The organism is Sulfitobacter sp. 1A15106, from assembly GCF_043556995.1.
Classification (GTDB): Bacteria; Pseudomonadota; Alphaproteobacteria; order Rhodobacterales; family Rhodobacteraceae; genus Sulfitobacter; species Sulfitobacter faviae.
The window spans coordinates 95,570-121,442 of the sequence record NZ_JBIFFM010000003.1 but is presented as its reverse complement, the minus strand read 5'-3'; the positions used below and the strand labels follow the sequence as shown (position 1 = coordinate 121,442).

Sequence of the window (25,873 nt, the reverse complement as noted above, 5' to 3'; positions counted from 1 at the left end):
CTAGCCCTTGGGGCGGTTGTCGAGAATACGCACGGCTTTGCCCTCGGACCGGGCAACGCCGCCCACGTCCATGACCTCAACCGTGACCGAAATGCCGACCGTTTGCTTGATCTGCGCCGAGAGCGCCTTGATCGCAGCGGCGCGGGCGTCGGTGGTGATGTTGGCATCCGCGCATTCGCATAGCACGCGCATCTGATCCATCCGGTCGGGGCGCGAGAGTTCGATCTGGAAATGCGGCGCAAGCCCCGGCGTCGCCATCAGTGCTTCTTCGATCTGGGTGGGAAAGACGTTGACGCCGCGCAGGATGATCATGTCGTCGCTGCGCCCGGTCACCTTCTCCATCCGCCGCATCGAGCGCGCGGTACCAGCGAGCAGGCGGGTCAGGTCGCGGGTGCGATAGCGGATGATCGGGAAGGCTTGTTTGGTGAGTGAGGTGAAGACCAGCTCGCCCATCTCGCCATCCTCAACCGGCGCGCCGGTCTCGGGGTTTATGATCTCGGGGTAGAAGTGATCCTCCCAGATGTGCAGCCCGTCCTTGGTTTCCACGCATTCCATCGACACGCCGGGGCCCATGACTTCGCTGAGCCCGTAGATGTCGACCGCATGCATGTCGAAGGCCTGCTCGATCTCCTGCCGCATGGCGTTGGTCCAAGGCTCGGCCCCGAAAATGCCGACTTCGAGCGAGGATTGACGCGGGTCGATGCCCTGTTTGGCAAACTCATCCAAGATCGACAGCGCGTAGGACGGGGTGACCGTGATGCCCTTGGGGGCGAAATCTTCGATCAGGCGCACTTGGCGCGGGGTCATCCCCCCCGAGATCGGCACGGTCGATAGGCCAAGCGCATCGGCGCCAAGGTGGATGCCCAAGCCGCCGGTGAACAGCCCATAGCCATAGGCATTGTGCAGCATGTCGCCCGGGCGCATCCCCGCCGCGCGTAGGGAGCGGGCGACGACTTGCCCCCAGTTCGCCAGATCGTCCTTGGTATAGCCCACCACGGTCGGCTGCCCGGTGGTGCCGGAGGACGCGTGAATGCGCGCCACCTGATCACGCGGCACGGCGAACATGCCAAAGGGGTAATTGTCGCGCAGGTCGGTCTTTACCGTGAAGGGAAAGCGCGAAAGATCGGAAAGCTGTTTCAGATCATCGGGATGCACGCCCGCCTCATCGAAGCTTTGCTTGTAGAAGGGCACGTTGTCATAGGCATGGCGCAGGGACCATTTCAGTCGGTCCAATTGCAGGGCGCTGATCTCGTCCCGGCTGGCGATCTCAATCGGGTCGAGCGTATCCTTCGCGGGGGTCAGGTCTTTCATCAGGTCGGCTCCTCCTCGGTAAATAGCTGGCCCTTGATGTTGCGGGAGAGCCCGCGAAACAGGGCCACGACACGGTCATCCTCGCCCGTGACGGTCACATCATAGATGCCCGACCGACCGCTGCGCGACACTTCGCGGGCGGTGGCGGTCAGCCGCTCCTCCGGCTGGCCGGGGCTGAGATAGGTGATCTGGTTCTGCTGGGCGACAGTGGTCTGGTTGTAGCTGTTGCAAGCAAAAGCAAAGGCGCTGTCGGCCAGCGTGAAGATGAAACCGCCGTGGCAAATCCCATGCCCGTTCAGCATGTCCGGGCGCACTGACATCGACAAAACCGCGCCGCCGGGGGTGACCTCGTCGATCCTCATGCCCAATCCGGCCGAGGCGGAATCTCGGGCGAACATCACCTCGGCACATTTGCGGGCGCGGGCGTCTGGGGTCATTCCGTCATGCCTTTGTGTTTCATTTTTCAGATTGGTTGCACAATTCTGTAACGCTTTCAAGAAATTTTGAGCCGCGCTTTCGGCCATGTCAGGGCTTGATTTGGCCCCCGTCAGGGTCAACTGTAAAGCCATGAGCATAGAGCCCCCATCGCCAATCACGGCTTTCGAGCGCCCTGCCGAACAGGTCGCTTTCCACCGCACCGAACTGTCGCTGATCCTATCGCTCTACGGGCGTATGGTCGCGGCGGGGGAGTGGCGGGACTACGGGATTTCGCACCTTAAGGACGTGGCCGTCTTTTCGGTCTTTCGGCGCACGGCTGAGATACCGCTTTACCGGATCGAAAAACGGCCCAAGCTGCGCAATCGGCAGGGGATGTATGCAGTGGTCGGCACCGGCGGGCAGGTGCTGCGCCGGGGCCATGATCTGAAGGCCGTGCTGCGCGTGTTGGAGCGCAAGCTGATCCGCGCGGTGGATTAAACGCCGGGGCGGCGATGTGCGGTGACCGGCCCGTCACCGCCCGCTTCGATCCGGGCGATGGCCTCGGCGATGTTTTCATAGCTCACGGCCATGGCGTGGGCATTGGCGTGGATCATCGTCTCGCCGTCCACCACCAGCGCGACATGGCCTTTCCAGAACAACAGATCATTGCGCTGATAGGCGTCGCTGACGGGGGCGCCCACGGTCTTTTCCTGCTGGTCGCTGTCACCGGGGCAGGGGATGCCGCAGGCCAGCAGCGCCGCTTGAACAAGGCCCGAACAATCGATCCCCCAACGGCTGTTGCCGCCCCAGAGATAGGGCGTGCCAATGAACAGCGCCGCGATCTGCGCCGGGTCGGCCTCTCGGCTCTCGACGGGTGCAAGATGGCCCAGCGGAATGTGCCCCTGCGGGGTTTCGGCGAAATCCTTGGTCTCTGCCGTGACTGTGACGCGCGCAGCGTAGCTGAGGCTCAGCAGGTCCGGCGATTTCAGATCGGCGTCGCGATAGGCATGGGTGGCAGGCACGCAGACGCGATGCGTGGCCTTGCACGGGGTGCCGAGGGTGCTTTGCAGAACATGCCCGCAATAGCCATCTTTCTCGGCCTTCACATAGGCCCAGCCCGACGCCTCATGCAGCACGGTCACCTGCTCGCCGAACAACAACTGCCGGTCGCGTGGCCCGTCAGGGCGGCGGCAGAGGTCGGCCACCGGCACCGCCACCTGCGCGGGGCGGTTCTGGGTCGCCAGTGCCGGGTCCGGGGTGAGACGCGGATCGCTCATGGTTTCAGCAAGGCGGGCAGGGCGGCATAGATCGCGCGGGTGCCTTGGCCGGTGCCGCCTTTTGGGCGGGCGGGGGCGTCGGCAGGTTGCCAGCCGTAGATGTCGAAATGCGCGTATTTGCTGTCGGTCACAAAGCGGCGCAGGAAGAGCGCGGCGGTGATCGACCCGGCAAAGCCGCCCTTGGGCGCGTTGTCGAGGTCGGCGATGCCGGGCTCGATCAGCGCCTCGTAGGCGTCGTGGAATGGCATCCGCCAGACCGGATCGGCTGACCCGGCAGCGGCGCTTTCCAAGGCCGAGACGAAGGCGGCGTCGTCACTGTAATAGGGCGCAAGGTCCGGCCCCACGGCCACCCGCGCGGCCCCGGTGAGCGTCGCCATCGAGATGATCTGATCGGGCTTGTCCTCATCCGCCAGCGCCAGCGCATCGGCCAGCACCAGACGCCCTTCGGCATCGGTGTTGTTGATCTCAACCGTCAGCCCCTTGCGCGAGGTCAGGATGTCGCCGGGGCGGAAGGCATTGCCCGAGACGGAGTTCTCAACCGCCGGGATCAGCACGCGAAGCTGCACCTTCATGCCGGTGGCCATGATCATATGCGCCAGCCCCAGCACGGCGGCGGCCCCGCCCATGTCCTTTTTCATCAGTGCCATCGAGGCGCCGGGCTTCAGGTTCAGCCCGCCGGTGTCGAAACAGACGCCTTTCCCCACCAACGTCAGCTTTGGCCCCGCGTTGCCCCATGTCATGTCGATCAGCCGCGGCGCGCGGTCGGCGGCGCGGCCCACGGTGTGGATCATCGGCAGGTTGTTTTCCAGCAGGGCATCGCCGGTTGTCACCTCGATCTGCGCGCCATGCCGCTCGGCCAGTTTGCGCGCGGCGGCTTCAAGGTCGGGCGGCCCCATGTCTGAAGCGGGTGTGTTGATCAGATCGCGGGTCAGCATCTCACCCGTGGCCAGCGCGGTGATCTGTTCGGCGTCGACCCCCTCGGGCGCGACGAGGCGGGCGGGCATCGGGGACTGCTCGCGGTAGCGGTCAAATCGGTAGCCCGCCAGCAGCCAGCCAAGCGCCTCTGTCGCCGCCTGATCCTCGGGCAGGCCGCTTTCGATTCGGTAATCCCCGGCAGGAAGCTTGGCCGCAGCGGCGGCAAGGTGAAAGCGGCCCCGGCGGCGGGCGGCTTCGGACCCGTAGCCCGCCAGTGCCATCACCGGCGCGCCCTCGGCACCCGGCACGACAAGCGCCTGACCAAGGCCGCCCGCAAAGCCGCTGGCCTTCACCCATGCCTGCACCGCGCCGGGCTGATCGGCAAGCCAGCCTTCAAGCGCGGTCTCGCTCAAGACGTGAAGCGGCAGGGCATTGGCGGAGGGGGCGGCGAATTCGGCGGACATGACAAACCTTTGCAAATCTGGATTTGCGCGCAGCCTACCTTTTCCATCGCCACCCGCAAGCGATCAGATCGTGATCTCTGGCAGGTCCCATATAGCGGTCAGCGACCGTTCGCCGCTGCGGATCAGCCGCGACAGCGTGGCCGCCGTGGCGATGTCATCCCCGGCGTCGATACAGACCATCACATCCGCCGCCACCCGGGCGACGAGCGCCATGCCGATTTGATCGGCGATGGCGATCAGGCGGTGCACGCTTTTGCGCAGCCCGGCGCGGTCTTGGCCCTCATGGAGCCTCTTGCAATGGGACAGGCGCAGGGCCAATTCCTCCATCGCGCGGCAGAGGACATCTTCGGCCCCCACCTCACCCAGTTGTGTGTAGAGCAGCGCCAGCCGCTCTTGATCGACGCAGACCTGTTCGGTCGGGCGAATTTGCATAAGTTGCATTCCAGTCATCCTTCGATCGCCCCCACGGCCTAGGGGCAATATGGCGCATGAAGGTGTGCAAAGGGTTGCGATGATTGTGCCTTTTCTCTCGAATTCGTATGGCATTTGCGCTATCTGCGCTAAAACCGCATCACGCATTAGGGGACGTTTACACATGGACAAGGCCAAGGCTCTGCCGTCGTATCTGTTGCAACGCTATCAGGGGTGGAAGGCGACCGGCTATGCCGAAAACCAGTCGTGGTATCGCCGCCTTGCTTCCGAAGGGCAGCATCCACGGGCCATGGTAATTTCCTGCTGCGACAGCCGGGTGCATGTGACCTCGATCTTCGGGGCCGATCAGGGCGAGTTCTTTATTCACCGCAACATCGCCAACCTCGTGCCGCCTTACCAGCCCGACGGCAACCAGCACGGCACCTCGGCGGCGATCGAATATGCGGTGACGGCGCTGAAGGTCGCGCATGTGATCGTGTTGGGCCATTCCAGCTGCGGCGGTGTGGCGGGCTGTGCCGCCATGTGCCGGGGCGAGGCGCCGGAGCTTGAGAAGAAAGACAGTTTCGTGGGCCGCTGGATGGACATCCTGCGCCCGACCTTCGATTCCGTGTCCAGCATCAAGGACAAGCGCGAGCAGGAGCGTCAGCTTGAAAAGCTCGCCGTTGTCACCTCGCTGGAAAACCTGATGACCTTCCCATGGCTGAAAGAGGCGGTCGATAAGGACGAGTTGTCGTTGCACGGTCTTTGGACCGACATCGGCGAGGGCGGGTTGGAGCATTACCTGCCCGAATTGCGCGCGTTTGAGCCGGTCTGACCGTCGATAAATCGTAGAACGAAAAAGGGGGCCGCTTGGCCCCCTTTCTTATTCCTAGACTGTGGCTGAACCTCAGCCCTTTTTCAGCACTTCGCGGCCCAGCAGTTCGGCGATCTGTACGGCGTTCAGGGCGGCACCCTTGCGCAGGTTGTCGCTGACGCACCACAGGTTGATGCCGTTGTCGATGGTGCTGTCCTGACGGATGCGGCTGATGAAGGTGGCGAAATCACCCACGCATTCGACGGGCGTGACGTAGCCACCGTCTTCGCGCTTGTCGATCACCATGATGCCCGGCGCTTCGCGCAGGATGTCGCGGGCTTCGGCCTCATCAAGGTGGTCTTCGAACTCGATGTTGATCGATTCCGCATGGCCCACGAAAACCGGCACGCGCACGCAGGTCGCGGTGACCTTGATCGACGGATCGACGATCTTCTTGGTCTCGGCGACCATTTTCCATTCTTCCTTGGTCGACCCGTCTTCGAGGAAGACGTCGATATGCGGAATCACGTTAAAGGCGATCTGCTTGGGATAGACCTTGGCCTCGTAATTGTCGGTCGGGTTGTAGACCGATTTGGTCTGGTCCCAAAGCTCGTCGATGGCCTCTTTGCCCGAGCCGGAAACCGACTGGTAAGTGCTGACCACGACGCGCTTGATCTTGGCGCGGTCATGCAGCGGCTTCAGCGCCACGACCATCTGCGCGGTGGAGCAGTTGGGGTTGGCGATGATGTTCTTTTTGGAATAACCGTGCACGTCTTCGGGGTTCACCTCAGGCACGATCAGCGGCACTTCGTTGTCGTAGCGGTAGAGCGACGAGTTATCGATCACCACGCAGCCCGCTTTGGCAGCGGCAGGGGCGTATTTCTTGGTGGCCTCGGAGCCCACGGCAAAGAGCGCCATGTCCCAGCCGGTGAAATCGAAAGTGTCGAGGTCTTTGGTCTTGAGGGTCTTGTCCCCGAAGGTGATCTCGGTCCCGAGCGAACGGCGGCTGGCAAGGGCCACGATCTCGTCCACGGGGAACTGACGCTCCGCAAGGATGTTCAACATTTCACGGCCCACATTGCCTGTGGCACCGACGACGGCGACGCGATAACCCATTTGATTACTCCAGTCTGTCCAATTTAATTTGACGCCATTTAACGTGCCTGCGGGGCATTGGCTAGGGCCAGCCGCGTGAGGGCGGGGCAGGGCGGTGCTTTGCCGGGGTTAAAGAACCTTGATCACGTCCTTGTTGATCGCCAGCATATAGCCGCGCCGGGCGATGTTCTTGACCAGCAGTTCCGACACCAGCTGGTTGCCAAGCGTGTCGCGCAGGCGTTTGATCCGCGTGGCGCCTGCGGCCTCATCACAGTCGGCAGGGCTGCGGCCCGAGATCATGCCTTCAATCTCAGAGCCCGACAGCACGTCGTCATCCATCCGCGCCTCGGCAAGGACCGACATCGTCTCCATCGCGGCGGCGGTCAGTTTGAAGCCGAGGTTGTTGAGATAGACGGTATTCTCTTCCCGGCTGATCAGCAGAGAGTTCACTTGAATGCCCGTCCGCTCAATCTGCGCCATGCGGCGGTTGAAGCCGATCAGCATGAACAAAAACACCATCGCCGCGACCAGCATGGCGCTGGCAAAAACCAAAAGCACGACGATCACGATGCGGTAGCTGGCCAAAGTCTCGGAAAAGGCGGTGCCGGACTGGGCGAGGATTTCCAGCAGCTTGATCTCGGCCTGGGTGGTCAGATCGTCGTTCTCGATAAAGATCCGCTCGACCCGGGCGTTAAAGACGTTCGCATCCGGCAGCGCCCAGAGCAGCACAAGCGCCACGACCAAAAGCACGGCGACCACGGCGGCGATGCCACCGATCACGAAACGCCCGCCAAATCTGCGCATGTCAGAAGCGGAGGTAGAATGTTCCTGCACTGTCTTTCCTTTGATCCAAGCCTTCGTCACCGAAAACAGACAGCACATTCAACAATGTCCAGCCCTCCGCTGCAAGACGCGGCGTGAGTTCGGTTTCGGCGGAGGCTGGCTCACAGGCCCCGGAGATCTGTGCCACCCCATAGTGAAGGCGCAGCGGATTGTCTTGCTTGGCCTTGTAATCGGCAAAGCATCCAGCCGTTGCCGCGGCGGGCAGGGCCAGAATGACCGCCAGCGCGGTCAGCAAGGAGAGACATGCGTTTTTCATATGTTTTTAATGCGCTTTCGCCCGTTGATATTCAATAACCAAGGCGTTTTGAGCGTCTTGTTATTGGATAACGACCCCCTGTTATTGCCTGTCTTTGGCCCTCATCCCAATTTGGTGGCACCAACAGACATACGAACCGATACGCGGCCCCCGAGTTATGGCCGCAGAGGATCAAGGGCGCAGCGAAACGCGCCGATAACGAGAAGGGACCAGACCCATGTACCGTAAGTTCATTGCTACCATCGCCGCCCTGTCGGTTGCCATCACTGCCTTTGGCGCCCGCCCGGCTGCTGCCGATGAAAAAGAGGTGCTGCGCACGCTCGCCGCGATTGCGGGTGTCGCGATCGTGGGCAAAATGATCTACGACAACAACAAAGAGCGTAAAGAGCGTGAGACCGTGACCCGCCGCCGCGCCGCGCCGGTCTATGAGGCGCCCCGGTATTACCCGACGGTTTCCAAGCGGCCCCATCAGCGCCCCTATGTTGACCCGCGCCCCGCACCGCGTCGCAGCGACTGGACCCGCCCTGAGCGCGACCGCGCCACCTACCCCGAGCGCGAAGTGCGCCCCCTGCCTGAGCGCGTGGACCGCAAGCTGCTGCCGCAGCAGTGCTTCCGCAGCTACACGGGCGATGAGGGCAAAGTCATGATGTTTGGCGAGCCCTGCCTTGAAAAGAATTACTCCTATGCCGATCGCCTGCCCCGCTACTGCGCCAAACGCGTTAGTACCGCCGAGGGCGCGCGCTACGGCTATGACGCCCGCTGTCTGCGCGACTCGGGTTACAGCTTGGCGCGTCGGTAACCCCGGCGTGCCTTGACCGAGCGGCACGTCCCTGTCGCTCGGGTTTTGAAAGGGGGGGTGTTCGGGCGCCTCCCCTTTCTCTTTTTTGTTGCACCTTAGGGGCGCATGCGGTTTCACCAGCCCCATGATACCTGACTATGAACTCGAACGCGGGGCGATGACCCGCGGCTTTCGCACCATCGCCGGTGTGGACGAAGTGGGCCGTGGCCCGCTGGCCGGGCCGGTCACAGCTGCCGCGGTGGTCTTTACCGAAGGGCAGATCCCCGAGGGGCTGAACGATTCCAAGAAGCTCACCGCCCGCGCCCGCGAAAAGCTTTATGAAGAGATCATGTCGGTCGCCGTTGTTTGCGTGGCCCATGCCACGGTCGAAGAGATCGAAGAACACAACATCTTGCGTGCCAGCCATCTGGCCATGACCCGCGCCTTGGCCGGTTTGGCCTGCAAGGCGGACTATGCGTTGATCGACGGCAATATGCTTCCGCGTGATTTGGCGCTGCCCGCGCAACCTGTGGTGAAGGGCGATGCGCGCTGTCTGTCGATCTCGGCGGCTTCTATTGTTGCGAAAACCGTGCGCGATAACCTCATGGTGGATTTGGCGCAACAGCATCCGGGTTACGGTTGGGAAACCAATATGGGCTATGGCTCGAAAAGCCACATTGCCGCCCTGCAGGATCTTGGTGTCACCCCACACCATAGACGTTTGTTCAAACCGGTACACAATATCTTGTATCAAGCCAATTTGTTAACCGATTGATTCAAAAAAGAAATTGACCACGATTCTCTGATGGCTCATTTTATCCACAACCAATGAGCGCTTAAGCGCCGGGTAATGAGGCAGAGATATGAAAACGATGACAAAGGGCGCCGCGGCGCTTCCCTTGAACACTATTGTTGCGGGCGATTGCATTGAGGCAATGAACGCCCTCCCAGCAGAATCGGTGGATCTGATCTTCGCGGATCCGCCCTACAACTTGCAGTTGCGAGGTGATTTGCATCGCCCCGACAACTCCAAGGTCGATGCAGTTGATGACGAATGGGACCAATTCGCCAGCTTCAAAGCCTATGACGAATTCACCCGCGCATGGCTCAAAGCCGCGCGGCGTTTGCTCAAGCCCGATGGCGCAATCTGGGTGATCGGCAGCTACCACAACATCTTCCGCGTCGGTGCCGCGCTTCAGGATCAGGGGTTCTGGATCCTCAACGATGTGGTCTGGCGCAAGTCGAACCCGATGCCGAACTTCCGTGGCAAGCGCTTTACCAATGCCCATGAGACGATGATCTGGGCCGGGAAGAGCGAGAACAGCAAATACACCTTCAACTATGAGGCGCTGAAGGCGCTGAACGAAGGCATTCAGATGCGCAGCGATTGGGTGCTGCCGATCTGCACCGGCCATGAGCGTCTGAAGGATGAGGCGGGCGAGAAAGCGCATCCGACGCAGAAGCCCGAAAGCCTGCTGCACCGCATCCTTGTCGGCTCGACCAACCCGGGCGATGTGATTCTTGATCCGTTCTTTGGCACCGGCACCACCGGCGCTGTCGCCAAGATGTTGGGCCGTGATTTCATCGGCATCGAGCGTGAGGAAGCCTATCGCAAGGTTGCCGAAAAGCGGATCTCGATGGTGCGCAAATTCGACAACGAAGCGCTGCAAACCACCACCTCCAAACGCGCCGAGCCGCGGGTGCCCTTCGGCCAGTTGGTCGAGCGCGGCATGCTGCGCCCGGGCGAGAACCTCTATTCCATGAATGGTCGCCACAAGGCCAAGGTCCGCGCCGATGGCACCCTGATCGGCAGCGATGTCAAAGGGTCGATCCATCAGGTGGGCGCCGCCTATGAGAAAGCCCCCAGCTGCAACGGCTGGACCTATTGGTGCTACAAGAAAGACGGCAAGAATGTCCCCATCGACATTCTGCGTCAGCAGATCAGAGCCGAAATGGCGAACTGATCCACCCCGGATAATCGAACACCGCCGGCACCCGTGGCCCCTCTGCGTGAGGGGCATGCACACGGGTGCCTACCTTGACCCCGCCCAATGGCGGGGTTTTTTTGATGCTAGGTATAGTGATGCGGGCTAATGCATGTGCCGATTGCGACCCTGAAGCTCGCGCAGCGCGGCCGCAAGGTAGCTGGCATCGAAATCGCATTTATTCACCACATAGAGCACCCCGGCAGAGGCGGCTTTCTCCCACATGACCGGAGAGGGCCAATCGCTGAGCATGATGACGGGGGTTTGGGCGTGGCGATGATCACAGGCCAGTTCCAGCGCGAAATTCGCGCCCAGCCCATCGGGCAAGTTGTTGTCGAGCAGGATCAACGCCTTGTCCCCGGCGCTGAGCGCCCGGCGTGCCGCTTCGATGCTGGGGGCGAATTCGACCTGCATCCCGCCATAGGCGCGGGCCAGAACGCGGCGCAGCCTTTCTCGGTCAAACTCACTGTCTTCGACGATCAGGCAGGTGCCATCATAGGCCGCCCGCGCGGGTGTTTGTTGGTGCTGCATCAGTACCACTCCACTGGTAACAATCGCAGCATATCTGACAGGCAAAGTTTAACTTTGCGTTGCCGTGATCAGAGACGGGGCAGGGGGTTGCTGGCCTTGTTGTAGGCTTTCCAGTCGGTGATCTCGGGGTAATACATCTCGCGCCATTTGCGGACGCGCGGGTTCATGATGCGCCGCCACAGCGGCGGCACCATCGCGGCCATTGTCATCACCGGATAGCCGTAAGGAAGCTGCGGCGCGTCGCCTGTGCCATAGGTCTGCAAGACCGGAAAACGCCGGTCGGGTTTGTAATGGTGATCGGAATGGCGTTGCAAGTTGATCAGCAGCCAGTTGCTGGCCTTATGCGCCGCGTTCCACGAATGGCGCGGTTGGACATGTTCATATTTCCCGCCGCCCAGATGTTTACGCGTCAGCCCGTAGTGTTCGATGTAATTGACCAGTTCCAATTGCCAGATCGCCACCCCGGCTTGGACAAGGAACAGGCCCAGCCCGCTCCAACCGCCCAAGATCAGCGCCAGCAGCAAAAAGGTGGCTTGCAGCGCCCAGTATTTGAAGAAAGGATTGCCCGGATCGGTCCAAGGCAGCCCCTTGCGGGCCAGCATGTTCTTTTCCGCTTGAAAGGCCGATGTCAGCGACTCGCGCAGCGCGCGGGGGTAGAAGCGATGAAACCCTTCGTTGTAGCGCGCCGTCACCGTGTCGCGCGGGGTGCCGACATGGCGGTGATGGACCAGCAGATGCTCTGACCGAAAATGCGAATAAAGCACCATGGCCAGCAGGATATCCGCCAGCCGCCGTTCGATCTTGTTCCGCTGGTGCATCAGCTCATGGCTGTAGTTGATGCCGATGGTGCCGGTGATAACGCCCACGCCGAAGAATAGAAAGATCCGCTCTGCCGTGCCCAGATGCCCGGCGCGTGTGGCGTAGTAGATCAGGCCAAAGACGGTGAGGAACTGCAGCGGGGTCCAGAGCAGGGTGACGAGGCGGTACCAATAAAGATCATCCTCCGTCGCCTCCAGATCGGCGTTGTCGAGGTTCAGCCCCAGCACCGCGTCGAGCATCGAAAACAGATACCATGTCACCAGCGGCAGCAGTGCGATGGTCCAGCCGCCCTGCGCCGCACAGAGCCACGCCAGCGGAATCAGCAGCAGGGACATCCAGAAAGGCAGGGCGCGCGACAGGCGGGCGAGGTCTTGGGCGGCGATGATGCGGTTGGCCATGGGGCTCCTCATAGTTGCGCGCCAGATATACCGCAGTTTGCCCGAGGCTCAAAGCCTGACGCGGCGCTAGCGCGCGAGGTCGAAGGCTTTGCGCATGACGGTGGGCAGATCGCTTGGGCGGAACTGGTTCTGGCCGATGAATTCACCGTTTTCGGGGCGGCTGTCATGGCCGACCCGCGCGTGCTGTACCGTCAGCATCAGATGGAAATGGGTGAAGGTGTGGCGCACCTCACCCGGCAGGGCGCGCCAATCGGCGGCCAAGGGCGGTGTGCCTTCCGGGCGCGGCTCGGATGTGTCGACCCAGTCGGAGCCGGGCCAGCCGAGCATACCGCCAAGCAGCCCCTTCTCGGGCCGCGTCTCTAGCAGCCAAGCGCCATCCTCGCGCTCTGCCAGATAGACCGTGCCGTGACGGATGGGTTTCGGTTTCTTCGGCGTCTTCTTGGGCAAGAGCGCTGCCGTGCCTTGCGCCCGCGCGGCGCAGGGATCGCGCCAAGGGCAAATGCCACAGGCGGGGGATTTCGGGGTGCAGATCGTGGCGCCGAGATCCATCACCGCTTGGGCATAGTCGCCGGGGCGAGCCGCCGGGGTCAGGGCGGCGGCGCGGGCCATCAGCTCGGGCTTGGCGGCGGGCAGGGGCGTGTGGATGTCATAGACCCGCGCCATCACCCGCTCCACATTGCCGTCGAGCACCGCATGGGGCAGATCGAAGGCGATGGAGGCAATCGCCGCCGCCGTATAGGGCCCGATCCCCGGCAGTTTCAGCAGCGCGTCGTGATCCGCAGGGAAATTGCCGCCATGCTCATCCACCACCACCCGCGCGCATTTCAGCAGGTTGCGGGCGCGCGCGTAATAGCCAAGCCCGGCCCATTCGGCCATCACATCGGCATCCTCGGCAGCGGCGAGGGCGGCGACATCCGGCCAGCGGGCGGTGAACCGCGCGAAGTAATCCTTTACCGTGGCCACGGTGGTCTGCTGCAACATGACCTCGCTCAGCCAGATACGGTAGGGGTCGGGCATGACCCCGGCGATCCGGTCCTGCGGCGGCACCCGCCATGGCAGGGCGCGGGCGTGGGTGTCGTACCACTCTAGCAGGATCGGCGGCAGCTCGCTGACGCGGGTTTTCTCACGCAATGTTTAGGCCTTTCGACGGAGCAGGGGCTGGTGACGCTGGGGCAAATGGTTATGTATGTCAGCACATTCGGGAAACAAAGCCATGCCGCCACGTCGTACGACTACAAAAGGGTTCAAACGCACCAACAGCCTGCTGTCGCAACAGATCCGCAAGGCGAGCGAGACCCGTGGCTTTGCGCAATCGCGCTTGCTGACCCATTGGGCCGAGATCGCGGGCGAGGCAACCGCCGCCATCTCGCGCCCGGTCGAGGTGAGCTATGGCCGCAAGGAGGGCATCGGTGCCACCCTGACCCTGCTGACCACCGGGGCCAATGCGCCCATGCTGGAAATGCAGAAAGAGCAACTGCGCGCGCGGGTCAACGCGGTCTACGGCTACAACGCCATCGCGCGGGTGCGGATCACCCAGACAGCGGCGACAGGCTTTGCCGAAGGGCGCGTCGCTTTCGATCACAAGCCCAAGGGCGAGAAGCCCCGCCCCGACCCCGCGTTGCAACAAAAAGCAGCCGAGGCCGCCAAGCCGGTGGCCGATGAGGGGCTGCGCGAGGCCCTTGCACGTCTGGGCGAGAACATATTGAACAAGAACCAAAGCTGACGATCTGATAGCTGGTCAAACGGAAGGAACATCCTATGAATCGCAGAAACGTAATCCTTGGCGGTCTTGCCACCCTCGGCGTCGGTGGCTGGTTCGCTGCCAGCAGCTTTGGCTCGGCCCCCCTGGGCAGCACTGCGCTGACCCCCTTCGTCGGCGCCGCGAACGCGCAAACCACCGAGGGCGAAGTCGACACCTCCGGCATCACCGAGATGGTCTTGGGCGATGAGAACGCGCCGGTGACGGTTGTCGAATACGCCTCTTTCACCTGCCCGCATTGCGCGACCTTCCACAACGAGACCTTCAAAAAGCTGAAGGCCGATTACATCGACAGCGGCAAGGTCAAGTTCATCTACCGCGAAGTCTATTTCGATCGCTACGGTCTCTGGGCCTCCATGGTGGCGCGCTGCGGCGGGCAGGAGAAGTTCTTTGGCATCGCTGACCTGATCTACAAATCGCAAAGCGAATGGACCCGCGCTGGCGAACCTGCCGCCATCGTCGATGAGCTGCGCAAGATTGGCCGTCTGGCCGGGCTCGACAACGAGACGCTGGATGAATGCCTGAAAGACGGTGAAATGGCCGAGGCGCTGGTGGCATGGTACACCGCAAACGCCAAAGAGGATGACATCTCAAGCACGCCGAGCTTTGTCATCGACGGCAAGAAACACTCCAACATGTCCTATGCCGACATGAAGGAAATCCTCGACGAAGCGCTGGCTGGCTAATGACCGCACCGCTCGCAGGACTGAAAGTCGTCGAATTGGCGCGTGTTCTGGCTGGCCCTTGGGCCGGTCAGACACTGTCGGACCTCGGATGCGAGGTGATCAAAGTGGAAAGCCCGGCGGGGGATGACACCCGCCAATGGGGGCCACCCTTCGTCACCCGGGACGAGGATGTCACCGCTTCCTATTTCCACTCGACCAACCGGGGCAAAGCCTCGGTCACCGTGGATTTCCGCACTGAGGAAGGTCAGGCGCAGGTCAAAGAGCTTTTGGCCGATGCGGATATCCTGATCGAGAATTTCAAGACCGGGGGATTGGCGAAATACGGGTTGGACTATGCCAGCCTGTCTGCCCAGTTTCCGAAGCTGATCTATTGTTCGATCACGGGGTTCGGCCACACCGGGCCTTATGCCCATCGCGCGGGTTATGATTTCATCATCCAAGGCATGTCCGGCCTGATGTCGATCACCGGAGAGCGGGACGGCCAGCCGCAGAAATCCGGCATGGCGATCACCGATATCTTTACCGGGGTCTATGCCAGCACCGCGATTCTGGCCGCCGTTCACCAGCGCCACCAAACCGGCGTCGGGCAGCATATCGATATGGCCCTGCTCGACTGCGCCGTGGCGATCACCGGCAATCAGGCGATGAACTATCTCACCACCGGCAAGGCACCGACGCGGATGGGCAACGCCCACCCCAACCTGACGCCCTATGAGGTGTTTGAGTGTTCCGACGGCCATCTCATCATCGCCACGGGCAATGACGGGCAGTACCAACGCCTGTGTCAGTTGCTGGGGCTGGATGACATGGCCACCGCGCCGGAGTACCTCAAGAACGCCGACCGGGTCGCCAACCGGCCCGAGATGATCCGCCGCCTGACCGGGGCCACCCGTCTGCGCAGCCGTGATGATCTGCTTGCCGCCTGCGAGGCGCATGGCGTGCCTGCCGGGCCGATCAACGACATGGCCGATGTCATGGCCGATCCGCAGGTCGTGGCGCGGGGCATGCAGATTGAACTGGACGGTGTGCCGGGGCTGCGGTCACCCTTTACCTTTTCGGGGGCCGAGCTTTCGCTGCACCGGCCTGCGCCGAAACTGGGCGAAGACAACAAGGCCTAAGGCGGTGGCAGCCTGTCCAGCGCTGCATGCAGCGCGTTGCCTTCGGGCAGGGACAGGCGCACCGGCAGGGTCAGCACCTTGGCGCGGAACTCAATCGGCAGGCGCACCGCGTCTTTCTCGGTTGTGACAAGCTGTGCGCCGCGCATCGCGGCCTCGGCCTCCAGCCGCAACATCAGCCGCGATGTCAGCGGCTGGTGATCCTCCAGCGCCTCGGCATGAAGGATCGTTGCCCCCAGCCCGCGCAGCGTCGCGAAAAACTTCTCAGGATGGCCGATGCCCGCAAAGGCGAGGACTTGGGAATCCGACCAATCCATCCCGGTTTGCAACGGCGCGAGTTCGGCGCGCGCATGGGGCAGGTCCGTCTTAAGCAGCCGTTTCGCAAAGCGCGCCTGCGCCGCCTCATCCCCGATAGAGAGCAAGAGATCGGCCCGCGCCAGCCCCGCCGCGACAGGCTCCCGCAACGGGCCAGCAGGCAGGCAGAGGCCGTTGCCGAACCCTTTGACCGCATCCACCACGACGATGCTCAGATCCTGTACCAACGCGGGGTTCTGAAAACCGTCATCCAGCACCACCACCGTGGCCCCCGCCGCTTCGGCGGCCTGCGCGCCCGCTGCGCGATCCCGGGCGACCCAGACATCCGCAAAGGCGGCGAGCAGCAGTGGCTCGTCCCCGACCTCCTCGGCGCTGTGCTGCAGGGGGTCGACCCGCACCGGCCCCTCTAGCGTGCCACCATAGCCGCGAGAGACGACATGCGGGCGATGGCCGCGCTCCAGCAGATATTGCAGCACAGCCATCACCGTGGGCGTCTTGCCGGTGCCGCCTGCGTTGATATTGCCGACGCAGATCACCGGCACCCCCAACCGCAGCGGCGTGCCGCCCGCCAGCCGCCGCGCGGTGGCCGTGGCATAGAGCGCGCCCAGCGGTTGCAACAGCCGTGCGCGCCAGTCGGGGCGGGGCAGATGCCAGAAATCAGGCGCGCGCATCGGATGCTCCCATTTCTTCGTCGAGCCGGTCTTGCACCATCTCAATCACCCTATCGGCCAGTTCGGCCCCTTCGCTGATCACGTCCCAGCCCGCATGGGCCATGGTGGCGGCCTGATCCGGCGCGATCAAACGCGACACCGCATTGCCAAGCGCGCCCGCGTCATTGACGATCCGCGCCGCGCCTGCCGTGGCGAGCCGCCCGTAAGAGGGCAGGAAGTTGCGCACCTTGGGGCCGTAGAGCACCGCCGAGCCAAGCGCCGCCGCCTCGAAGGGGTCGCAGCCGCCGTGGCCCGAGACCAGCGAAGACCCGAGGAAAGACACCGGCGCCACCCGAAAGAACAGCCCCCGATCGCCCGGATCGTCCGCCACCATGACCTGCGTCGTCTCGTCGGGGTAGGGGTCATCGCCCCACCGCATCGTGGTGAACCCCCGCGCGCGGGCGCGCTCATGGGCGATATCGGCGGTCGGGTAATCATGGGTGTGCAGGATAAGCAGCAGCCGATGCGAGAGGCGCAGCGCTTGGCGATGGGCAGTGAGAATGACGGGTATCTCTTCGGTCAAAACCTGCGTCGCATACCAAACCGGACGCCCGACAAGGCAGGCCGACATATCCGCCAAATCCGATTCCGCGCAGCGCAGCGCCTGACCGCCTGCCAACAGCGGCGAGGTCACCTGCCCCTTATTGCGCGGCAGGCCCAGTTGCACGAGACGGCGCAGCACGGCGGGGGAACGGGCCAGCACCTGATCGAAAGCCGCCAGCAACTGCCGCGTCACATCGGGCAGCCAGCGGTCGCGGCGGCCATCGAAACCGGCGCTGTCGGCGTCGATCATCATCATGGGGCAACCGCGCCCTGCGGTCTCCAACACGAGGTTGGGCCTCAGCCCGCCCCATGTCCACAGGCAGAAATCGGGCCGCCAATGGTCAAGGAACCGCGCCACATTGTCGGGGTGTTCGCTGGGGGCGGGGAGGATGAACAGATCGCGCGTCTCGGGCGTGGGCAGCTCTTGGGCCGCCGCGCTCTCCGACAGAGTGACCAGCACCGCGACCCGGTCGCGCATCGCCATGAACCGTTTGGCGAGGTCGAGCACGGCCAGCACGTTGCCCGCTTCGGCGGCATGCATCCAGACCAGTTCCCCCTCGGGGCGGGGGGCGTAGGGCGGCGCGTCTTCGGCCCCGCCCCGGCGCACGAGGGCGCGATAGGCTGCAAGCCCCAGCGACCGCGCCGCCATGGTGGTTTATTCCAGCTCTTCGGTGGGCGAGGCCGAGGTCTCTTCGTCGCGCAGGCGGTGCAGATGGGCGATGTAATAGCGCATATGCGCGTTATCGACGGTACGATGCGCTTCGGATTTCCATGCGTCATAGGCGCTGGCATAATTGGGGAAGATCCCGACGATGTGGATGTCGTCGACATTCTTGAACGCGTTCTTGGTCGGATCGACAAGTTCGCCACCGAAAACAAGGTGCAGGCGTTGGGTCATGGAGCTGTCCTTTGATCTGTCAAAGCTGCGGTGCTGCGCATAGTGCCTAGCAGATGGGGCCGGTCACGCAAGGGCGTCGATCAGCGCGCGCTGCACCGTTGGGCCGCCGGCGACAATGCCATCTACGCGCGGGTCGGGGTTGTTGAACCTGAGCGGTGCGCCCGTAGCGGTGGTGCAACTGCCGCCCGCTTCGGCCACGATCAACGTGCCGGCGGCGATGTCCCATTCCCACGTGCGGCGCAGGGTGATCATCGCGTCGAAAGAGGCATCGGCCACCAGCGCCATACGGTAGGCCAGCGAAGGACGGTAGCTGCGTTTGAACACCGGTGCCGCGCCGCCGTGCCAACGCTCGGCCACCAGCGCGGGCCGCGCGGCAAGCACGGTCGCCTCGGCCAGCCTGCCTACCTCGGAGGTGCGGATCGGCGCGCCGTTCAACGTGGCCCCACCGCCCCGGTGCGCGGCATAGAGCATGTCGCGCATCGGCAGATAGACCACCGCCGCCGTCACCTCGCCGCCCTCGGCCACCGCCAGCGAATGGGCCCAAGTGTCGGACCCCTCGACAAAGCTGCGGGTGCCGTCGATCGGATCGATGATGAAAACCCGCTCATGCCCCAGCCGGTCGGTATTGTCCTCCGTCTCCTCAGACAGCCAGCCATAGTCGGGCCGCGCCCTGCGCAACTCCGACAGCAGCAGATCGTTCACCGCCAGATCGGCCTCGGTCACCGGGCCTGCGTTATCGGGCTTGTCCCAACGTTTCGCTGTGGCCCCGGCAAAGCCGCGCGCCACGGCACCCGCCTTGCGGGCGGCGTCAATCAAGAGGGTGAGATCGTCCTCAGGCACCGGCAAGGGTCATTCCCGGCACCAGCAGCGAGGGCACAACGCGGCTGAGATGCATGCGGGCGTCATTGGCGGGGATCATCGCCCGCAGCATGTCGCGCAGGTTGCCCGCGATGGTGCATTCGTTGATCGCATGGGTGATCTCACCATTCTCAACCCAGAGGCCCGAGGCGCCGCGCGAATAGTCGCCTGTGTTGGGGTTGATCGTGCTGCCGATCATCGAAGTCACCAATAGCCCGGTCCCCATCTCGGCAATCAGATCGTCGCGGCTGGCCTCCCCTTGGGTCAGCGCGATGTTCCAGTTCGAGGGCTGCGGGCCGGAGCCGGGACCGCGCGCGGCGTTGCCGGTGGGGGTAAGCTCCAGCTTGCGGGCCGTGGCAAGGTCGAGCGTCCAACCTTGCAGGATGCCCTTGTCGACGATGGCCCGCCGCTGGGTCGGCAGCCCTTCGGCGTCAAAGGGGCGCGAGCCGGTGGCGCGGATGCGGGTCGGGTCTTCGATCAGGGACAGGGCTTCGGGCAGCACCTGTTCGCCCTTGGCATCGCGCAGGAAGGACGCGCCGCGCGCAATCGCCTGACCGTTGATCGCCCCCAAGAGGTGCCCGATCAGCGAGGCGGCGATGCGTTCGTCGAACAGCACCGGGTAGCTGCCGGTGGGGGGCTTGCGGGCGTCGAGCCGCGCCAGCGCGCGTTCGCCCGCGCGTGTGCCGATCTCCTGCGCGTCGCGCAGATCGGCCTGAAAGATGCGGCTGTCGCCGTCGTAGTCCCGCTCCATCCCGGTGCCGCTGCCTGCGATGGCGACACAGGACAGCCCGCGTTCGCTGCGGGCATAGCCGCCCTCGAACCCGTTTGTCGCGGCGAGGTAAATCTCTTGCGCGCCATAGCCCGCGCCCGCCGATTGCACTTGGCTGACCCCTTTGACGGCCAGCGCGGCGGCTTCGGCGCGGGCGGCGTCCTCTTGCAGGGCTTCGGGGGAGGGTTCGGGCGTGGGGTCGCAAAGCTCCAGCCCTTCGGCATCGCGGCGGGGTGAGAGTTGATCGGGATCGGCCAGCCCGGAATAAGGGTCTTCGGGCGCTTCTCGGGCCATGGCGACGGCGCGTTCGGCCATCTCTTCGATCGTGCGCGATGACGTGTCGGAGGCCGAGACATTGGCCGAACGTTGGCCGACGAAGACCCGCAGCCCGATGTCCGTCCCTTCGGAGCGTTCGGCCTGTTCCAGCGCCCCGCCGCGCACTTCGATCGAGACAGAGCTTGCCGTGATCGCCATGGCATCGGCCGCATCCGCCCCGGCCTTGGTGGCCGCATGAAGGAGGGACTTGGTCAATGCATCAAGGGCGTCTGGCATGGTCTGGCTCCTTATGGGGTTGGAAAAGGGGTAATCCCCCGCCCCGCGGGGGGCAAGGGCTGGGCTCTATTTTCCCAGATAGGGCAGGCGCGGCGCAGGGCCGCGCCGCCGGTTATTTGATCTGCTGACCGTTGGCGAGGATGCCGCCCTCTTCGGTGAACTCGATTCTGGAGGTCAGGGAATCTTCGCCCTCGCCCGGGACGGTGAAGAGGCCCATCATCATCCGCGCGCCCATCGCCTGATCCTGCGGCACGAGGCCCATCGCCACCAGTTTGTCGAGCAGAGCCACGCCGCCGACCAGCGACAGGTCCAGTGCGCCCACGGGTTTCGGCATGCCGGGCACGGTTTGCATATCGTCATTGTCAAAGGTGATCGCGCCCGAGGCGTCGAACTCGGCCCCGGCCACGTCCAGCGACACTTCGTTCACGTTCAGCGCGTGAATCTCGCCCGGGGCCTCATCGCCCATGGTGGCGGTGACTTCGGGGTCCATCAATTCGAACAGCAGTTTGGCCTTGCCCGACAGGTCCACGACCAAGGTCGCCGGGTCGCGGGGCAATTGGCCGGTGGGATCGAAGATGCCCCAGATCATGTCCGACATCTCAAAACGGTCGAGCGTAACGCCAAAGGCGAAATCCTGCGGCTCTTCGGACTTCAATACCGGCATTTTGAGGTTAAAGGCGCTTTCTGCCATGCTGAACTGGATCGGGAAGGGCATGTCGGCGGCGGTCACGCTGACTTCGATGTCCTGCTGGCCGCCGTCATAAGAAAGCCCCTCAGGCCCCATGGCCACGCCGAGTTTTGCCCCGGTCGAGCTTGAGATCAGTTGAAACTCCCCATTTTCGGGGTCGGAAACCTGCATGTCGGTGCGGCCCGCGCCAGCGGTAAAGCTGCCGTCGAAGGCAAGGCCTTCGCGCATCATCGCGGCCACGTCGGCGCCTGCGTCGATCATCGGCAAGGTGCCGCTGCCGTCAAAGACCACCTGATCGACCCCGCCCGTGACGGCAACGCGGGCCGGGTCTTCGGGGGTTTTCATCACCACGTCATATTGCAGGCTGTCGATGCGGCCCGATTGGTCATAGCGGCGCGTGTCGGTCCCGGTCATCTCGGTCCGGCTGCTGACGCCGGTGCCGATCAGGGTGAACTTGGCTTCTTCCTCGGTATAGCTTTGCTCACCCACCTTGAGCCCGGCCAGCGTGAGAGAGATGCTGTCGGCGGCATAGTCATATTGCAGCGCCTCGGCGCTGCCGCTGGCGCGCATCACCGGGGCGGTCTGGGCGTAGTTGAGCACCATCGACACCGGTTCATCCTCTGCCGTTTCGGGCGCGACGTTGATCGTCATCGGCATGACGTTCGGCATGCGGATATTGACCGCGCCGTCGCCTTCCGGCTCAAAGCTGAGCGTGCCGAGCGACATGGAGAAATCGCCGCCGTCTTCGGCCATGTCCATCTTTAGGGTCACATCGCTGACGGTCAGGTCATCGCTGTTGAAGGCTTCGCTTGCCTCGACCTCATAGCCCATGCTCTCCATATACTGGCGCCAATCGCCCCAGACGTCGGAAGGGGTCAGATCGGCCCAGAGGGGCGTCGAAGCCAGCGTGACCGGCAGGGCGAGGAACAGCGACGCGGTGGAAATGCGAGACATCGGAAAATCCTTTTCGGCAATGAGTTACGCATAGGGTCTGCCAATCCCCGCGCAGGGTCAAGCGATGCGAGGCTAGACCCGGGTTGATCGGCAGATTACCACAGCCCTCAAGCAATGTACAAAACAAGCGGAAGGATCCCCCCATGGACATGACAGGCAAGACGATCATGATTACCGGCGCCAGCCGGGGCATCGGCGCCGCCGCCGCGCGCGTGTTCGCCGAGGCGGGCGGCAATGTCGCCCTGTTGGCGCGCAGTCAGGATGCCATCGCCGGATTGGCCGGAGAGTTGGGCAAACAGGCCATCGCCATCCCCTGCGACGTGACCCGCTATAACGAGATGACCTCGGCGGTCGAGACCACGCGCCGGGCCTTTGGTGGCCTCGACGTGCTGATCAACAATGCGGGCGTGATCGACCCGATCTCGCTCATGGGAGAGGCTGATCCCGCGGATTGGGCCAAGGCGATCAACATCAACGTGACGGGTGTCTTCCACGGCATGCGCGCGGCGCTGCCCTTGATGAAGGAAAACGGCGGCGGCACGGTGCTGACGATCTCTTCGGGCGCGGCGCATAACCCGGTCGAGGCGTGGAGCCACTACTGCGCGTCAAAGGCGGCGGCGAATATGCTGACCCAGTGTTTGCACCACGAAGAGGGCGGCAACGGCATCCGCGCCATCGGCCTGTCGCCGGGCACCGTGGCCACCGACATGCAGCGCGACATCAAGGACAGCGGCGTGAACCCGGTCAGCCAGTTGGATTGGGACGTGCATATCCCCGCCGATTGGCCTGCCCGCGCGCTGCTGTGGATGTGCGGCCCGGAGGCGGATCGTTTCTTGGGCGATGAGATTTCCCTGCGCGACGAAGGCATCCGCAAGGCGGTGGGCCTGATATGATCGAGCTTGACCGCGCGGGCGACATCTGGACCGTCACGATCAACCGTCCCGACAAGGCCAATTCCCTGACCCATGCCATGCTGGTCGAATTGGCCGAGATCGTGGAAGAGGCGCAGGCCGCCCGCGCGGTGATCCTGACCGGGCGCGGCAAGGTGTTCAGCGCCGGGGCTGATCTGGACGAAGCCCGCGCGGGCCTTGCGAAATCGGATGTTTGGGAGCGTCTCTCGGGCGCGGTGGCCGCCTTGCCGGGGCTGAGCATCGCCGCGCTTAACGGCACGTTGGCGGGCGGTGCGATGGGCATGGCGCTGGCCTGTGATCTGCGCATCGCGGTGCCGGGGGCGAAGTTCTTCTATCCGGTGATGAAGCTGGGCTTTTTGCCGCAGCCCTCTGACCCGGCGCGAATGGCGGCGCTGATCGGCCCTGCGCGGACCAAGCTCTTGCTGATGGGCGGGCAAAAGATCACGGCGGAAGAGGCGCTGACTTTTGGCCTGATCGACCGCATCGTCGCGGCGGAGGAGGTGCAGGAACACGCGCAGGCGCTGGCCGCCGACACAGTGGCGGCAAGTCCGGACGTCGCGCAGGAAATCAAACGGATGTGCGGCCCCGCCTAACGTTTGCGCGTGCCTCCGGGCACTTTGGAGCGGAAGCCCGGCGGGCGTTTCGCCACCCATGCGGCGAATTTGGCAAGCCTCGGATGACTGCGCAGTGCTTCGGGCGTGTTATAGTGCCGCGCCAGTTCGGTCTCGGTCAGGGCGGCGTGCACCTCTCGGTGGCAGATGTGATGCATCAGCACCGTCGGCCCGCCCTTGCCACCGCGCAGTTTGGGGATCAGGTGATGCAGGCTCTGCGGCACGTCCTCAGGGATGGGCCGGTGGCAGAGCGGGCAATGTGGCACGGTTTCGCCTTGGGTCACGGTCCTCCCTTTCGCTTGCATTGCAGGGCCACGGCAGGCAAGAGGATGTGTCAAATCCTCCCTAAGGCAAGGACAGGCCCATGGCTTCCCCGTCAGAAAACCAGATCGAAGAGCGCGCCGCGTGACCCGCGCCTTGGTCATCGGGGGCGGCCCGGCGGGGCTGATGGCGGCAGAGGTCATGGCGCAGGCGGGGCTGTCGGTCACGCTTTGTGAGGCGAAACCTTCGGTCGGGCGCAAGTTCTTGATGGCGGGCAAATCCGGGTTGAACCTGACCAAGTCCGAGCCCTTCGCCCCCTTCCTCGCCGCCTATGAAGAAGCGCAGCAAGCCTTGCGTCCGATGCTGGAGGCCTTTGATGCCCAAGCGGTGCAGGACTGGGCCGAAGGGTTGGGGCAAGCGGTCTTTACCGGCTCCACCGGGCGGGTTTTCCCCCGGGCGATGAAAGCCTCTCCGCTGCTGCGGGCATGGCTCGCGCGGCTGGGGGACTGCGGGGTGACGATCAACACCCGCTGGCAGTGGCGGGGCTGGGAGGGGGAGGCATTCACCTTTGATACCCCCAGCGGGCGGGAAGTGGTCGAGGCTGATGTCACGGTGCTGGCGCTTGGCGGGGCGAGTTGGCGGCGGCTTGGCGCGACCGGCGAATGGGCGCCCCTGCTGGCGGCGCGCGGCGTGGCCCTGCAGGATTTCGCCCCGGCCAATGTCGGGCTGTTGGTCGATTGGTCCCCGCATATGACGCGCCATTTCGGCGCAGCGCTCAAGGGGGTGGCATGGCAGGCTGGCCCCTACCGCTCGCGCGGGGAGGCGGTGATCTCGGCCCGTGGGCTGGAGGGGGGCGGCATCTATAGCGTCTCACGCGGGCTACGCGAGGGGCAGGGGCTGACGCTTGATCTGCTGCCGGACTTGCAGACCCAGGAGGTGGCAGCGCGTTTGGCAAAGCCGCGCGGCAAGGACAGTCAGGCCAACCATCTGCGCAAACGGCTGAAGCTCAGCCCCGCCCAGATCGCGCTGCTGCAAGAGATGGCCCGCCCGCTGCCGCAGGAGGCCGAAGCGCTGGCCGCCTTGCTGAAAGGCCTGCCCATCGCCCACGCCGGGCTGCGCCCGATGGATGAGGCGATTTCGACGGCGGGGGGAATACGGCTCGACGCGCTGGATGCGGGGCTGATGCTGCGCGCGCTGTCGGGCGTCTTTGCCGCCGGGGAAATGTTGGATTGGGAAGCGCCCACGGGCGGTTATCTGATCAACGGCTGTCTGGCGACCGGCCATTGGGCGGGTCGCCATGCTGTGGAATGGGCGCGGCGTTAACCGTTTTCCTTGGCCATCGCGGCGAGGAAAGCGGGGCGTTCGCGCAGGGATTTCGCCCAGAGGTTCAGCTTGTCATCCACCCGTGGAAACTTCGCGCCGATCGACCAATTGATGCAATGCACCGCCAAAAGGTCGGGCAGGGTGATCTGATCGCCCATCAGGAAAGGCCCCTCAAGCCGGTCGGACAGGGTGCTGGCCGCACGCTCGAACTCGGCCTTCAGGCTGTCCTTGATGGCGGGCACGCGGGCCTCTTCGGGCAAGACGAAACTGTGCTTTGCCGCGGCCCAAAGCACCGCGTCGAATTCGTCGATCAGCCAAAAGGTCATCGCATCCTGCCGCGCCCGCGCGGGCGTTCCGGCGGGGGCGGTGAGCGCGCCGTGTTTGTCGGCGAGATAGGTCATGACGGCAACGGAATCGGTCAGCACCTCATCGCCATCCACCAGCGCCGGGATCTTGCCCGAAGGGTTGTATTTGCGCGCCTCGTCCGAGCGGGGTGCCGCGGGGTTCAAATCGTAGGGCTGGCCCAATTCTTCGAGCATCCACATGACGCGAAAGGCGCGGGTCTTGGTGCCGCCGATGACTGTGTACATTGAATTTCCTCTCCCA

At 63.9% G+C, this 25,873-nt stretch carries 30 protein-coding genes; 11 read left to right on the top strand and 19 right to left on the bottom strand.

Annotated elements, in window-relative coordinates:
* Nucleotides 1-1,311, bottom strand: a complete 1,311-nt coding sequence (gene paaK / locus ACGYKA_RS05505; protein WP_394408539.1) for a phenylacetate--CoA ligase PaaK — start codon at nt 1,309-1,311, stop codon at nt 1-3.
* Nucleotides 1,311-1,748 (bottom strand): hydroxyphenylacetyl-CoA thioesterase PaaI, encoded by a 438-nt coding sequence (gene paaI, locus ACGYKA_RS05500; RefSeq protein WP_394408542.1) that lies wholly within the window; start codon nt 1,746-1,748, stop codon nt 1,311-1,313. The genes paaK and paaI overlap by 1 nt, the downstream gene beginning before the upstream one ends.
* Before the next feature lie 130 nt (nt 1,749-1,878).
* On the opposite strand from paaI, the gene ACGYKA_RS05495 reads away from it, so the two are divergent.
* A complete protein-coding gene (locus tag ACGYKA_RS05495; protein WP_209218493.1) occupies nt 1,879-2,226 on the top strand; it encodes a DUF2794 domain-containing protein in 348 nt (115 codons plus the stop codon).
* On the opposite strand, the gene ACGYKA_RS05490 is transcribed toward ACGYKA_RS05495, so the two are convergent.
* The 3 genes from ACGYKA_RS05490 to ACGYKA_RS05480 form a co-directional block, all read right to left on the bottom strand.
* Nucleotides 2,223-3,005, bottom strand: coding sequence for a C40 family peptidase (locus ACGYKA_RS05490; RefSeq protein WP_271688818.1), 783 nt, complete (start codon nt 3,003-3,005; stop codon nt 2,223-2,225). The genes ACGYKA_RS05495 and ACGYKA_RS05490 overlap by 4 nt on opposite strands.
* A complete protein-coding gene (locus ACGYKA_RS05485; RefSeq protein ID WP_394408545.1) occupies nt 3,002-4,384 on the bottom strand; it encodes a leucyl aminopeptidase family protein in 1,383 nt (460 codons plus the stop codon). The genes ACGYKA_RS05490 and ACGYKA_RS05485 overlap by 4 nt, the downstream gene beginning before the upstream one ends.
* Nucleotides 4,385-4,447: 63 nt before the next feature.
* Nucleotides 4,448-4,825 (bottom strand): hypothetical protein, encoded by a 378-nt coding sequence (locus ACGYKA_RS05480; RefSeq protein ID WP_209218490.1) that lies wholly within the window; start codon nt 4,823-4,825, stop codon nt 4,448-4,450.
* Nucleotides 4,826-4,979: 154 nt separating this feature from the next.
* Between ACGYKA_RS05480 and ACGYKA_RS05475 the strand changes: the two genes are divergently transcribed.
* Nucleotides 4,980-5,630, top strand: a complete 651-nt coding sequence (locus ACGYKA_RS05475) for a carbonic anhydrase (protein ID WP_394408548.1) — start codon at nt 4,980-4,982, stop codon at nt 5,628-5,630.
* Nucleotides 5,631-5,702: 72 nt separating this feature from the next.
* Here ACGYKA_RS05475 and ACGYKA_RS05470 read toward each other — a convergent pair whose 3' ends face one another.
* The 3 genes from ACGYKA_RS05470 to ACGYKA_RS05460 all read right to left on the bottom strand — a co-directional run bounded on the left by ACGYKA_RS05470 (nt 5,703) and on the right by ACGYKA_RS05460 (nt 7,803).
* The gene (locus ACGYKA_RS05470) at nt 5,703-6,725 is read right to left on the bottom strand and encodes an aspartate-semialdehyde dehydrogenase (protein ID WP_067266005.1); all 1,023 of its coding nucleotides are present in this window, start codon (nt 6,723-6,725) and stop codon (nt 5,703-5,705) included.
* 108 nt (nt 6,726-6,833) lie between these two features.
* On the bottom strand, nt 6,834-7,508 hold the full coding sequence (locus ACGYKA_RS05465) for a transcriptional regulator (RefSeq protein ID WP_394408551.1): 675 nt from the start codon (nt 7,506-7,508) through the stop codon (nt 6,834-6,836).
* A 1-nt stretch (nt 7,509) separates the two neighbouring features.
* Nucleotides 7,510-7,803 (bottom strand): hypothetical protein, encoded by a 294-nt coding sequence (locus tag ACGYKA_RS05460; protein ID WP_394408554.1) that lies wholly within the window; start codon nt 7,801-7,803, stop codon nt 7,510-7,512.
* Nucleotides 7,804-8,020: 217 nt separating this feature from the next.
* Between ACGYKA_RS05460 and ACGYKA_RS05455 the strand changes: the two genes are divergently transcribed.
* From ACGYKA_RS05455 to ACGYKA_RS05445, 3 genes are all read left to right on the top strand, one after another.
* Nucleotides 8,021-8,602 carry a hypothetical protein gene (locus tag ACGYKA_RS05455; RefSeq protein WP_394438159.1) on the top strand — a complete coding sequence of 194 codons (582 nt, stop codon included), beginning with the start codon at nt 8,021-8,023 and terminating at the stop codon, nt 8,600-8,602.
* A 124-nt stretch (nt 8,603-8,726) separates the two neighbouring features.
* Nucleotides 8,727-9,356, top strand: coding sequence for a ribonuclease HII (locus ACGYKA_RS05450; RefSeq protein WP_394408560.1), 630 nt, complete (start codon nt 8,727-8,729; stop codon nt 9,354-9,356).
* Between the two features lie 88 nt (nt 9,357-9,444).
* Nucleotides 9,445-10,545, top strand: a complete 1,101-nt coding sequence (locus ACGYKA_RS05445) for a site-specific DNA-methyltransferase (RefSeq protein ID WP_136720258.1) — start codon at nt 9,445-9,447, stop codon at nt 10,543-10,545.
* A 126-nt stretch (nt 10,546-10,671) separates the two neighbouring features.
* Here ACGYKA_RS05445 and ACGYKA_RS05440 read toward each other — a convergent pair whose 3' ends face one another.
* The 3 genes from ACGYKA_RS05440 to mutY form a co-directional block, all read right to left on the bottom strand.
* On the bottom strand, nt 10,672-11,097 hold the full coding sequence (locus ACGYKA_RS05440; protein ID WP_394408563.1) for a response regulator: 426 nt from the start codon (nt 11,095-11,097) through the stop codon (nt 10,672-10,674).
* Nucleotides 11,098-11,165: 68 nt separating this feature from the next.
* Entirely contained in the window at nt 11,166-12,314 is a 1,149-nt protein-coding gene (locus tag ACGYKA_RS05435; protein WP_394408566.1) for an alkane 1-monooxygenase, read from the bottom strand.
* Between the two features lie 66 nt (nt 12,315-12,380).
* Complete coding sequence (gene mutY, locus ACGYKA_RS05430; protein ID WP_394408569.1) at nt 12,381-13,445, bottom strand: A/G-specific adenine glycosylase; 1,065 nt, start codon at nt 13,443-13,445, stop codon at nt 12,381-12,383.
* 82 nt (nt 13,446-13,527) lie between these two features.
* Between mutY and ACGYKA_RS05425 the strand changes: the two genes are divergently transcribed.
* From ACGYKA_RS05425 to ACGYKA_RS05415, 3 genes are read left to right on the top strand one after another with little or no spacing between them, the layout of a single operon-like run.
* The gene (locus ACGYKA_RS05425; RefSeq protein WP_394408572.1) at nt 13,528-14,037 is read left to right on the top strand and encodes a DUF721 domain-containing protein; all 510 of its coding nucleotides are present in this window, start codon (nt 13,528-13,530) and stop codon (nt 14,035-14,037) included.
* A 35-nt stretch (nt 14,038-14,072) separates the two neighbouring features.
* Nucleotides 14,073-14,759 carry a DsbA family protein gene (locus tag ACGYKA_RS05420; protein ID WP_271688828.1) on the top strand — a complete coding sequence of 229 codons (687 nt, stop codon included), beginning with the start codon at nt 14,073-14,075 and terminating at the stop codon, nt 14,757-14,759.
* Entirely contained in the window at nt 14,759-15,877 is a 1,119-nt protein-coding gene (locus tag ACGYKA_RS05415) for a CaiB/BaiF CoA-transferase family protein (protein ID WP_271688829.1), read from the top strand. The genes ACGYKA_RS05420 and ACGYKA_RS05415 overlap by 1 nt, the downstream gene beginning before the upstream one ends.
* Here ACGYKA_RS05415 and lpxK read toward each other — a convergent pair.
* From lpxK to ACGYKA_RS05385, 6 genes are all read right to left on the bottom strand, one after another.
* On the bottom strand, nt 15,874-16,860 hold the full coding sequence (lpxK, locus tag ACGYKA_RS05410) for a tetraacyldisaccharide 4'-kinase (RefSeq protein ID WP_394408575.1): 987 nt from the start codon (nt 16,858-16,860) through the stop codon (nt 15,874-15,876). The genes ACGYKA_RS05415 and lpxK overlap by 4 nt on opposite strands.
* Entirely contained in the window at nt 16,847-18,091 is a 1,245-nt protein-coding gene (locus ACGYKA_RS05405) for a 3-deoxy-D-manno-octulosonic acid transferase (protein WP_394408578.1), read from the bottom strand. The genes lpxK and ACGYKA_RS05405 overlap by 14 nt, the downstream gene beginning before the upstream one ends.
* Nucleotides 18,092-18,097: 6 nt before the next feature.
* A complete protein-coding gene (locus ACGYKA_RS05400) occupies nt 18,098-18,340 on the bottom strand; it encodes a DUF4170 domain-containing protein (protein ID WP_067262181.1) in 243 nt (80 codons plus the stop codon).
* 63 nt (nt 18,341-18,403) lie between these two features.
* Entirely contained in the window at nt 18,404-19,180 is a 777-nt protein-coding gene (locus ACGYKA_RS05395; protein ID WP_394408798.1) for a 3'(2'),5'-bisphosphate nucleotidase CysQ, read from the bottom strand.
* A complete protein-coding gene (locus ACGYKA_RS05390; RefSeq protein ID WP_394408581.1) occupies nt 19,173-20,519 on the bottom strand; it encodes a TldD/PmbA family protein in 1,347 nt (448 codons plus the stop codon). The genes ACGYKA_RS05395 and ACGYKA_RS05390 overlap by 8 nt, the downstream gene beginning before the upstream one ends.
* Before the next feature lie 112 nt (nt 20,520-20,631).
* A complete protein-coding gene (locus ACGYKA_RS05385; RefSeq protein WP_394408584.1) occupies nt 20,632-22,161 on the bottom strand; it encodes a DUF2125 domain-containing protein in 1,530 nt (509 codons plus the stop codon).
* A gap of 143 nt (nt 22,162-22,304) precedes the next feature.
* Between ACGYKA_RS05385 and ACGYKA_RS05380 the strand changes: the two genes are divergently transcribed.
* Both ACGYKA_RS05380 and ACGYKA_RS05375 read left to right on the top strand, forming a co-directional pair.
* Nucleotides 22,305-23,054, top strand: a complete 750-nt coding sequence (locus ACGYKA_RS05380) for an SDR family oxidoreductase (RefSeq protein ID WP_394408587.1) — start codon at nt 22,305-22,307, stop codon at nt 23,052-23,054.
* Nucleotides 23,051-23,665: an enoyl-CoA hydratase/isomerase family protein gene (locus tag ACGYKA_RS05375; protein WP_394408590.1), complete on the top strand. Its 615-nt coding sequence runs from the start codon at nt 23,051-23,053 to the stop codon at nt 23,663-23,665. The genes ACGYKA_RS05380 and ACGYKA_RS05375 overlap by 4 nt, the downstream gene beginning before the upstream one ends.
* On the opposite strand, the gene ACGYKA_RS05370 is transcribed toward ACGYKA_RS05375, so the two are convergent.
* A complete protein-coding gene (locus ACGYKA_RS05370) occupies nt 23,662-23,967 on the bottom strand; it encodes an HNH endonuclease (protein WP_231886283.1) in 306 nt (101 codons plus the stop codon). The two genes, ACGYKA_RS05375 and ACGYKA_RS05370, sit on opposite strands and share 4 nt — an antisense overlap.
* 121 nt (nt 23,968-24,088) lie before the next feature.
* Here ACGYKA_RS05370 and ACGYKA_RS05365 point away from each other — a divergent pair, with 121 nt between their 5' ends.
* Nucleotides 24,089-25,267, top strand: a complete 1,179-nt coding sequence (locus ACGYKA_RS05365; protein WP_394408593.1) for a TIGR03862 family flavoprotein — start codon at nt 24,089-24,091, stop codon at nt 25,265-25,267.
* Here the strand turns inward: ACGYKA_RS05365 and ACGYKA_RS05360 are convergent.
* On the bottom strand, nt 25,264-25,857 hold the full coding sequence (locus tag ACGYKA_RS05360) for a glutathione S-transferase family protein (protein ID WP_394408596.1): 594 nt from the start codon (nt 25,855-25,857) through the stop codon (nt 25,264-25,266). The genes ACGYKA_RS05365 and ACGYKA_RS05360 overlap by 4 nt on opposite strands.
* Nucleotides 25,858-25,873 lie beyond the last annotated feature (16 nt).

Coding starts and splice junctions, on each gene's coding strand:
- paaK (WP_394408539.1), bottom strand. CDS start 1,311: ATGAAAGACCTGACCCCCGCGAAGGATACGCTCGACCCGATTGAGATC.
- paaI (WP_394408542.1), bottom strand. CDS start 1,748: ATGACCCCAGACGCCCGCGCCCGCAAATGTGCCGAGGTGATGTTCGCC.
- ACGYKA_RS05495 (WP_209218493.1), top strand. CDS start 1,879: ATGAGCATAGAGCCCCCATCGCCAATCACGGCTTTCGAGCGCCCTGCC.
- ACGYKA_RS05490 (WP_271688818.1), bottom strand. CDS start 3,005: ATGAGCGATCCGCGTCTCACCCCGGACCCGGCACTGGCGACCCAGAAC.
- ACGYKA_RS05485 (WP_394408545.1), bottom strand. CDS start 4,384: ATGTCCGCCGAATTCGCCGCCCCCTCCGCCAATGCCCTGCCGCTTCAC.
- ACGYKA_RS05480 (WP_209218490.1), bottom strand. CDS start 4,825: ATGCAACTTATGCAAATTCGCCCGACCGAACAGGTCTGCGTCGATCAA.
- ACGYKA_RS05475 (WP_394408548.1), top strand. CDS start 4,980: ATGGACAAGGCCAAGGCTCTGCCGTCGTATCTGTTGCAACGCTATCAG.
- ACGYKA_RS05470 (WP_067266005.1), bottom strand. CDS start 6,725: ATGGGTTATCGCGTCGCCGTCGTCGGTGCCACAGGCAATGTGGGCCGT.
- ACGYKA_RS05465 (WP_394408551.1), bottom strand. CDS start 7,508: ATGCGCAGATTTGGCGGGCGTTTCGTGATCGGTGGCATCGCCGCCGTG.
- ACGYKA_RS05460 (WP_394408554.1), bottom strand. CDS start 7,803: ATGAAAAACGCATGTCTCTCCTTGCTGACCGCGCTGGCGGTCATTCTG.
- ACGYKA_RS05455 (WP_394438159.1), top strand. CDS start 8,021: ATGTACCGTAAGTTCATTGCTACCATCGCCGCCCTGTCGGTTGCCATC.
- ACGYKA_RS05450 (WP_394408560.1), top strand. CDS start 8,727: ATGATACCTGACTATGAACTCGAACGCGGGGCGATGACCCGCGGCTTT.
- ACGYKA_RS05445 (WP_136720258.1), top strand. CDS start 9,445: ATGAAAACGATGACAAAGGGCGCCGCGGCGCTTCCCTTGAACACTATT.
- ACGYKA_RS05440 (WP_394408563.1), bottom strand. CDS start 11,097: ATGCAGCACCAACAAACACCCGCGCGGGCGGCCTATGATGGCACCTGC.
- ACGYKA_RS05435 (WP_394408566.1), bottom strand. CDS start 12,314: ATGGCCAACCGCATCATCGCCGCCCAAGACCTCGCCCGCCTGTCGCGC.
- ACGYKA_RS05425 (WP_394408572.1), top strand. CDS start 13,528: ATGCCGCCACGTCGTACGACTACAAAAGGGTTCAAACGCACCAACAGC.
- ACGYKA_RS05420 (WP_271688828.1), top strand. CDS start 14,073: ATGAATCGCAGAAACGTAATCCTTGGCGGTCTTGCCACCCTCGGCGTC.
- ACGYKA_RS05415 (WP_271688829.1), top strand. CDS start 14,759: ATGACCGCACCGCTCGCAGGACTGAAAGTCGTCGAATTGGCGCGTGTT.
- lpxK (WP_394408575.1), bottom strand. CDS start 16,860: ATGCGCGCGCCTGATTTCTGGCATCTGCCCCGCCCCGACTGGCGCGCA.
- ACGYKA_RS05405 (WP_394408578.1), bottom strand. CDS start 18,091: ATGGCGGCGCGGTCGCTGGGGCTTGCAGCCTATCGCGCCCTCGTGCGC.
- ACGYKA_RS05400 (WP_067262181.1), bottom strand. CDS start 18,340: ATGACCCAACGCCTGCACCTTGTTTTCGGTGGCGAACTTGTCGATCCG.
- ACGYKA_RS05390 (WP_394408581.1), bottom strand. CDS start 20,519: ATGCCAGACGCCCTTGATGCATTGACCAAGTCCCTCCTTCATGCGGCC.
- ACGYKA_RS05385 (WP_394408584.1), bottom strand. CDS start 22,161: ATGTCTCGCATTTCCACCGCGTCGCTGTTCCTCGCCCTGCCGGTCACG.
- ACGYKA_RS05380 (WP_394408587.1), top strand. CDS start 22,305: ATGGACATGACAGGCAAGACGATCATGATTACCGGCGCCAGCCGGGGC.
- ACGYKA_RS05375 (WP_394408590.1), top strand. CDS start 23,051: ATGATCGAGCTTGACCGCGCGGGCGACATCTGGACCGTCACGATCAAC.
- ACGYKA_RS05360 (WP_394408596.1), bottom strand. CDS start 25,857: ATGTACACAGTCATCGGCGGCACCAAGACCCGCGCCTTTCGCGTCATG.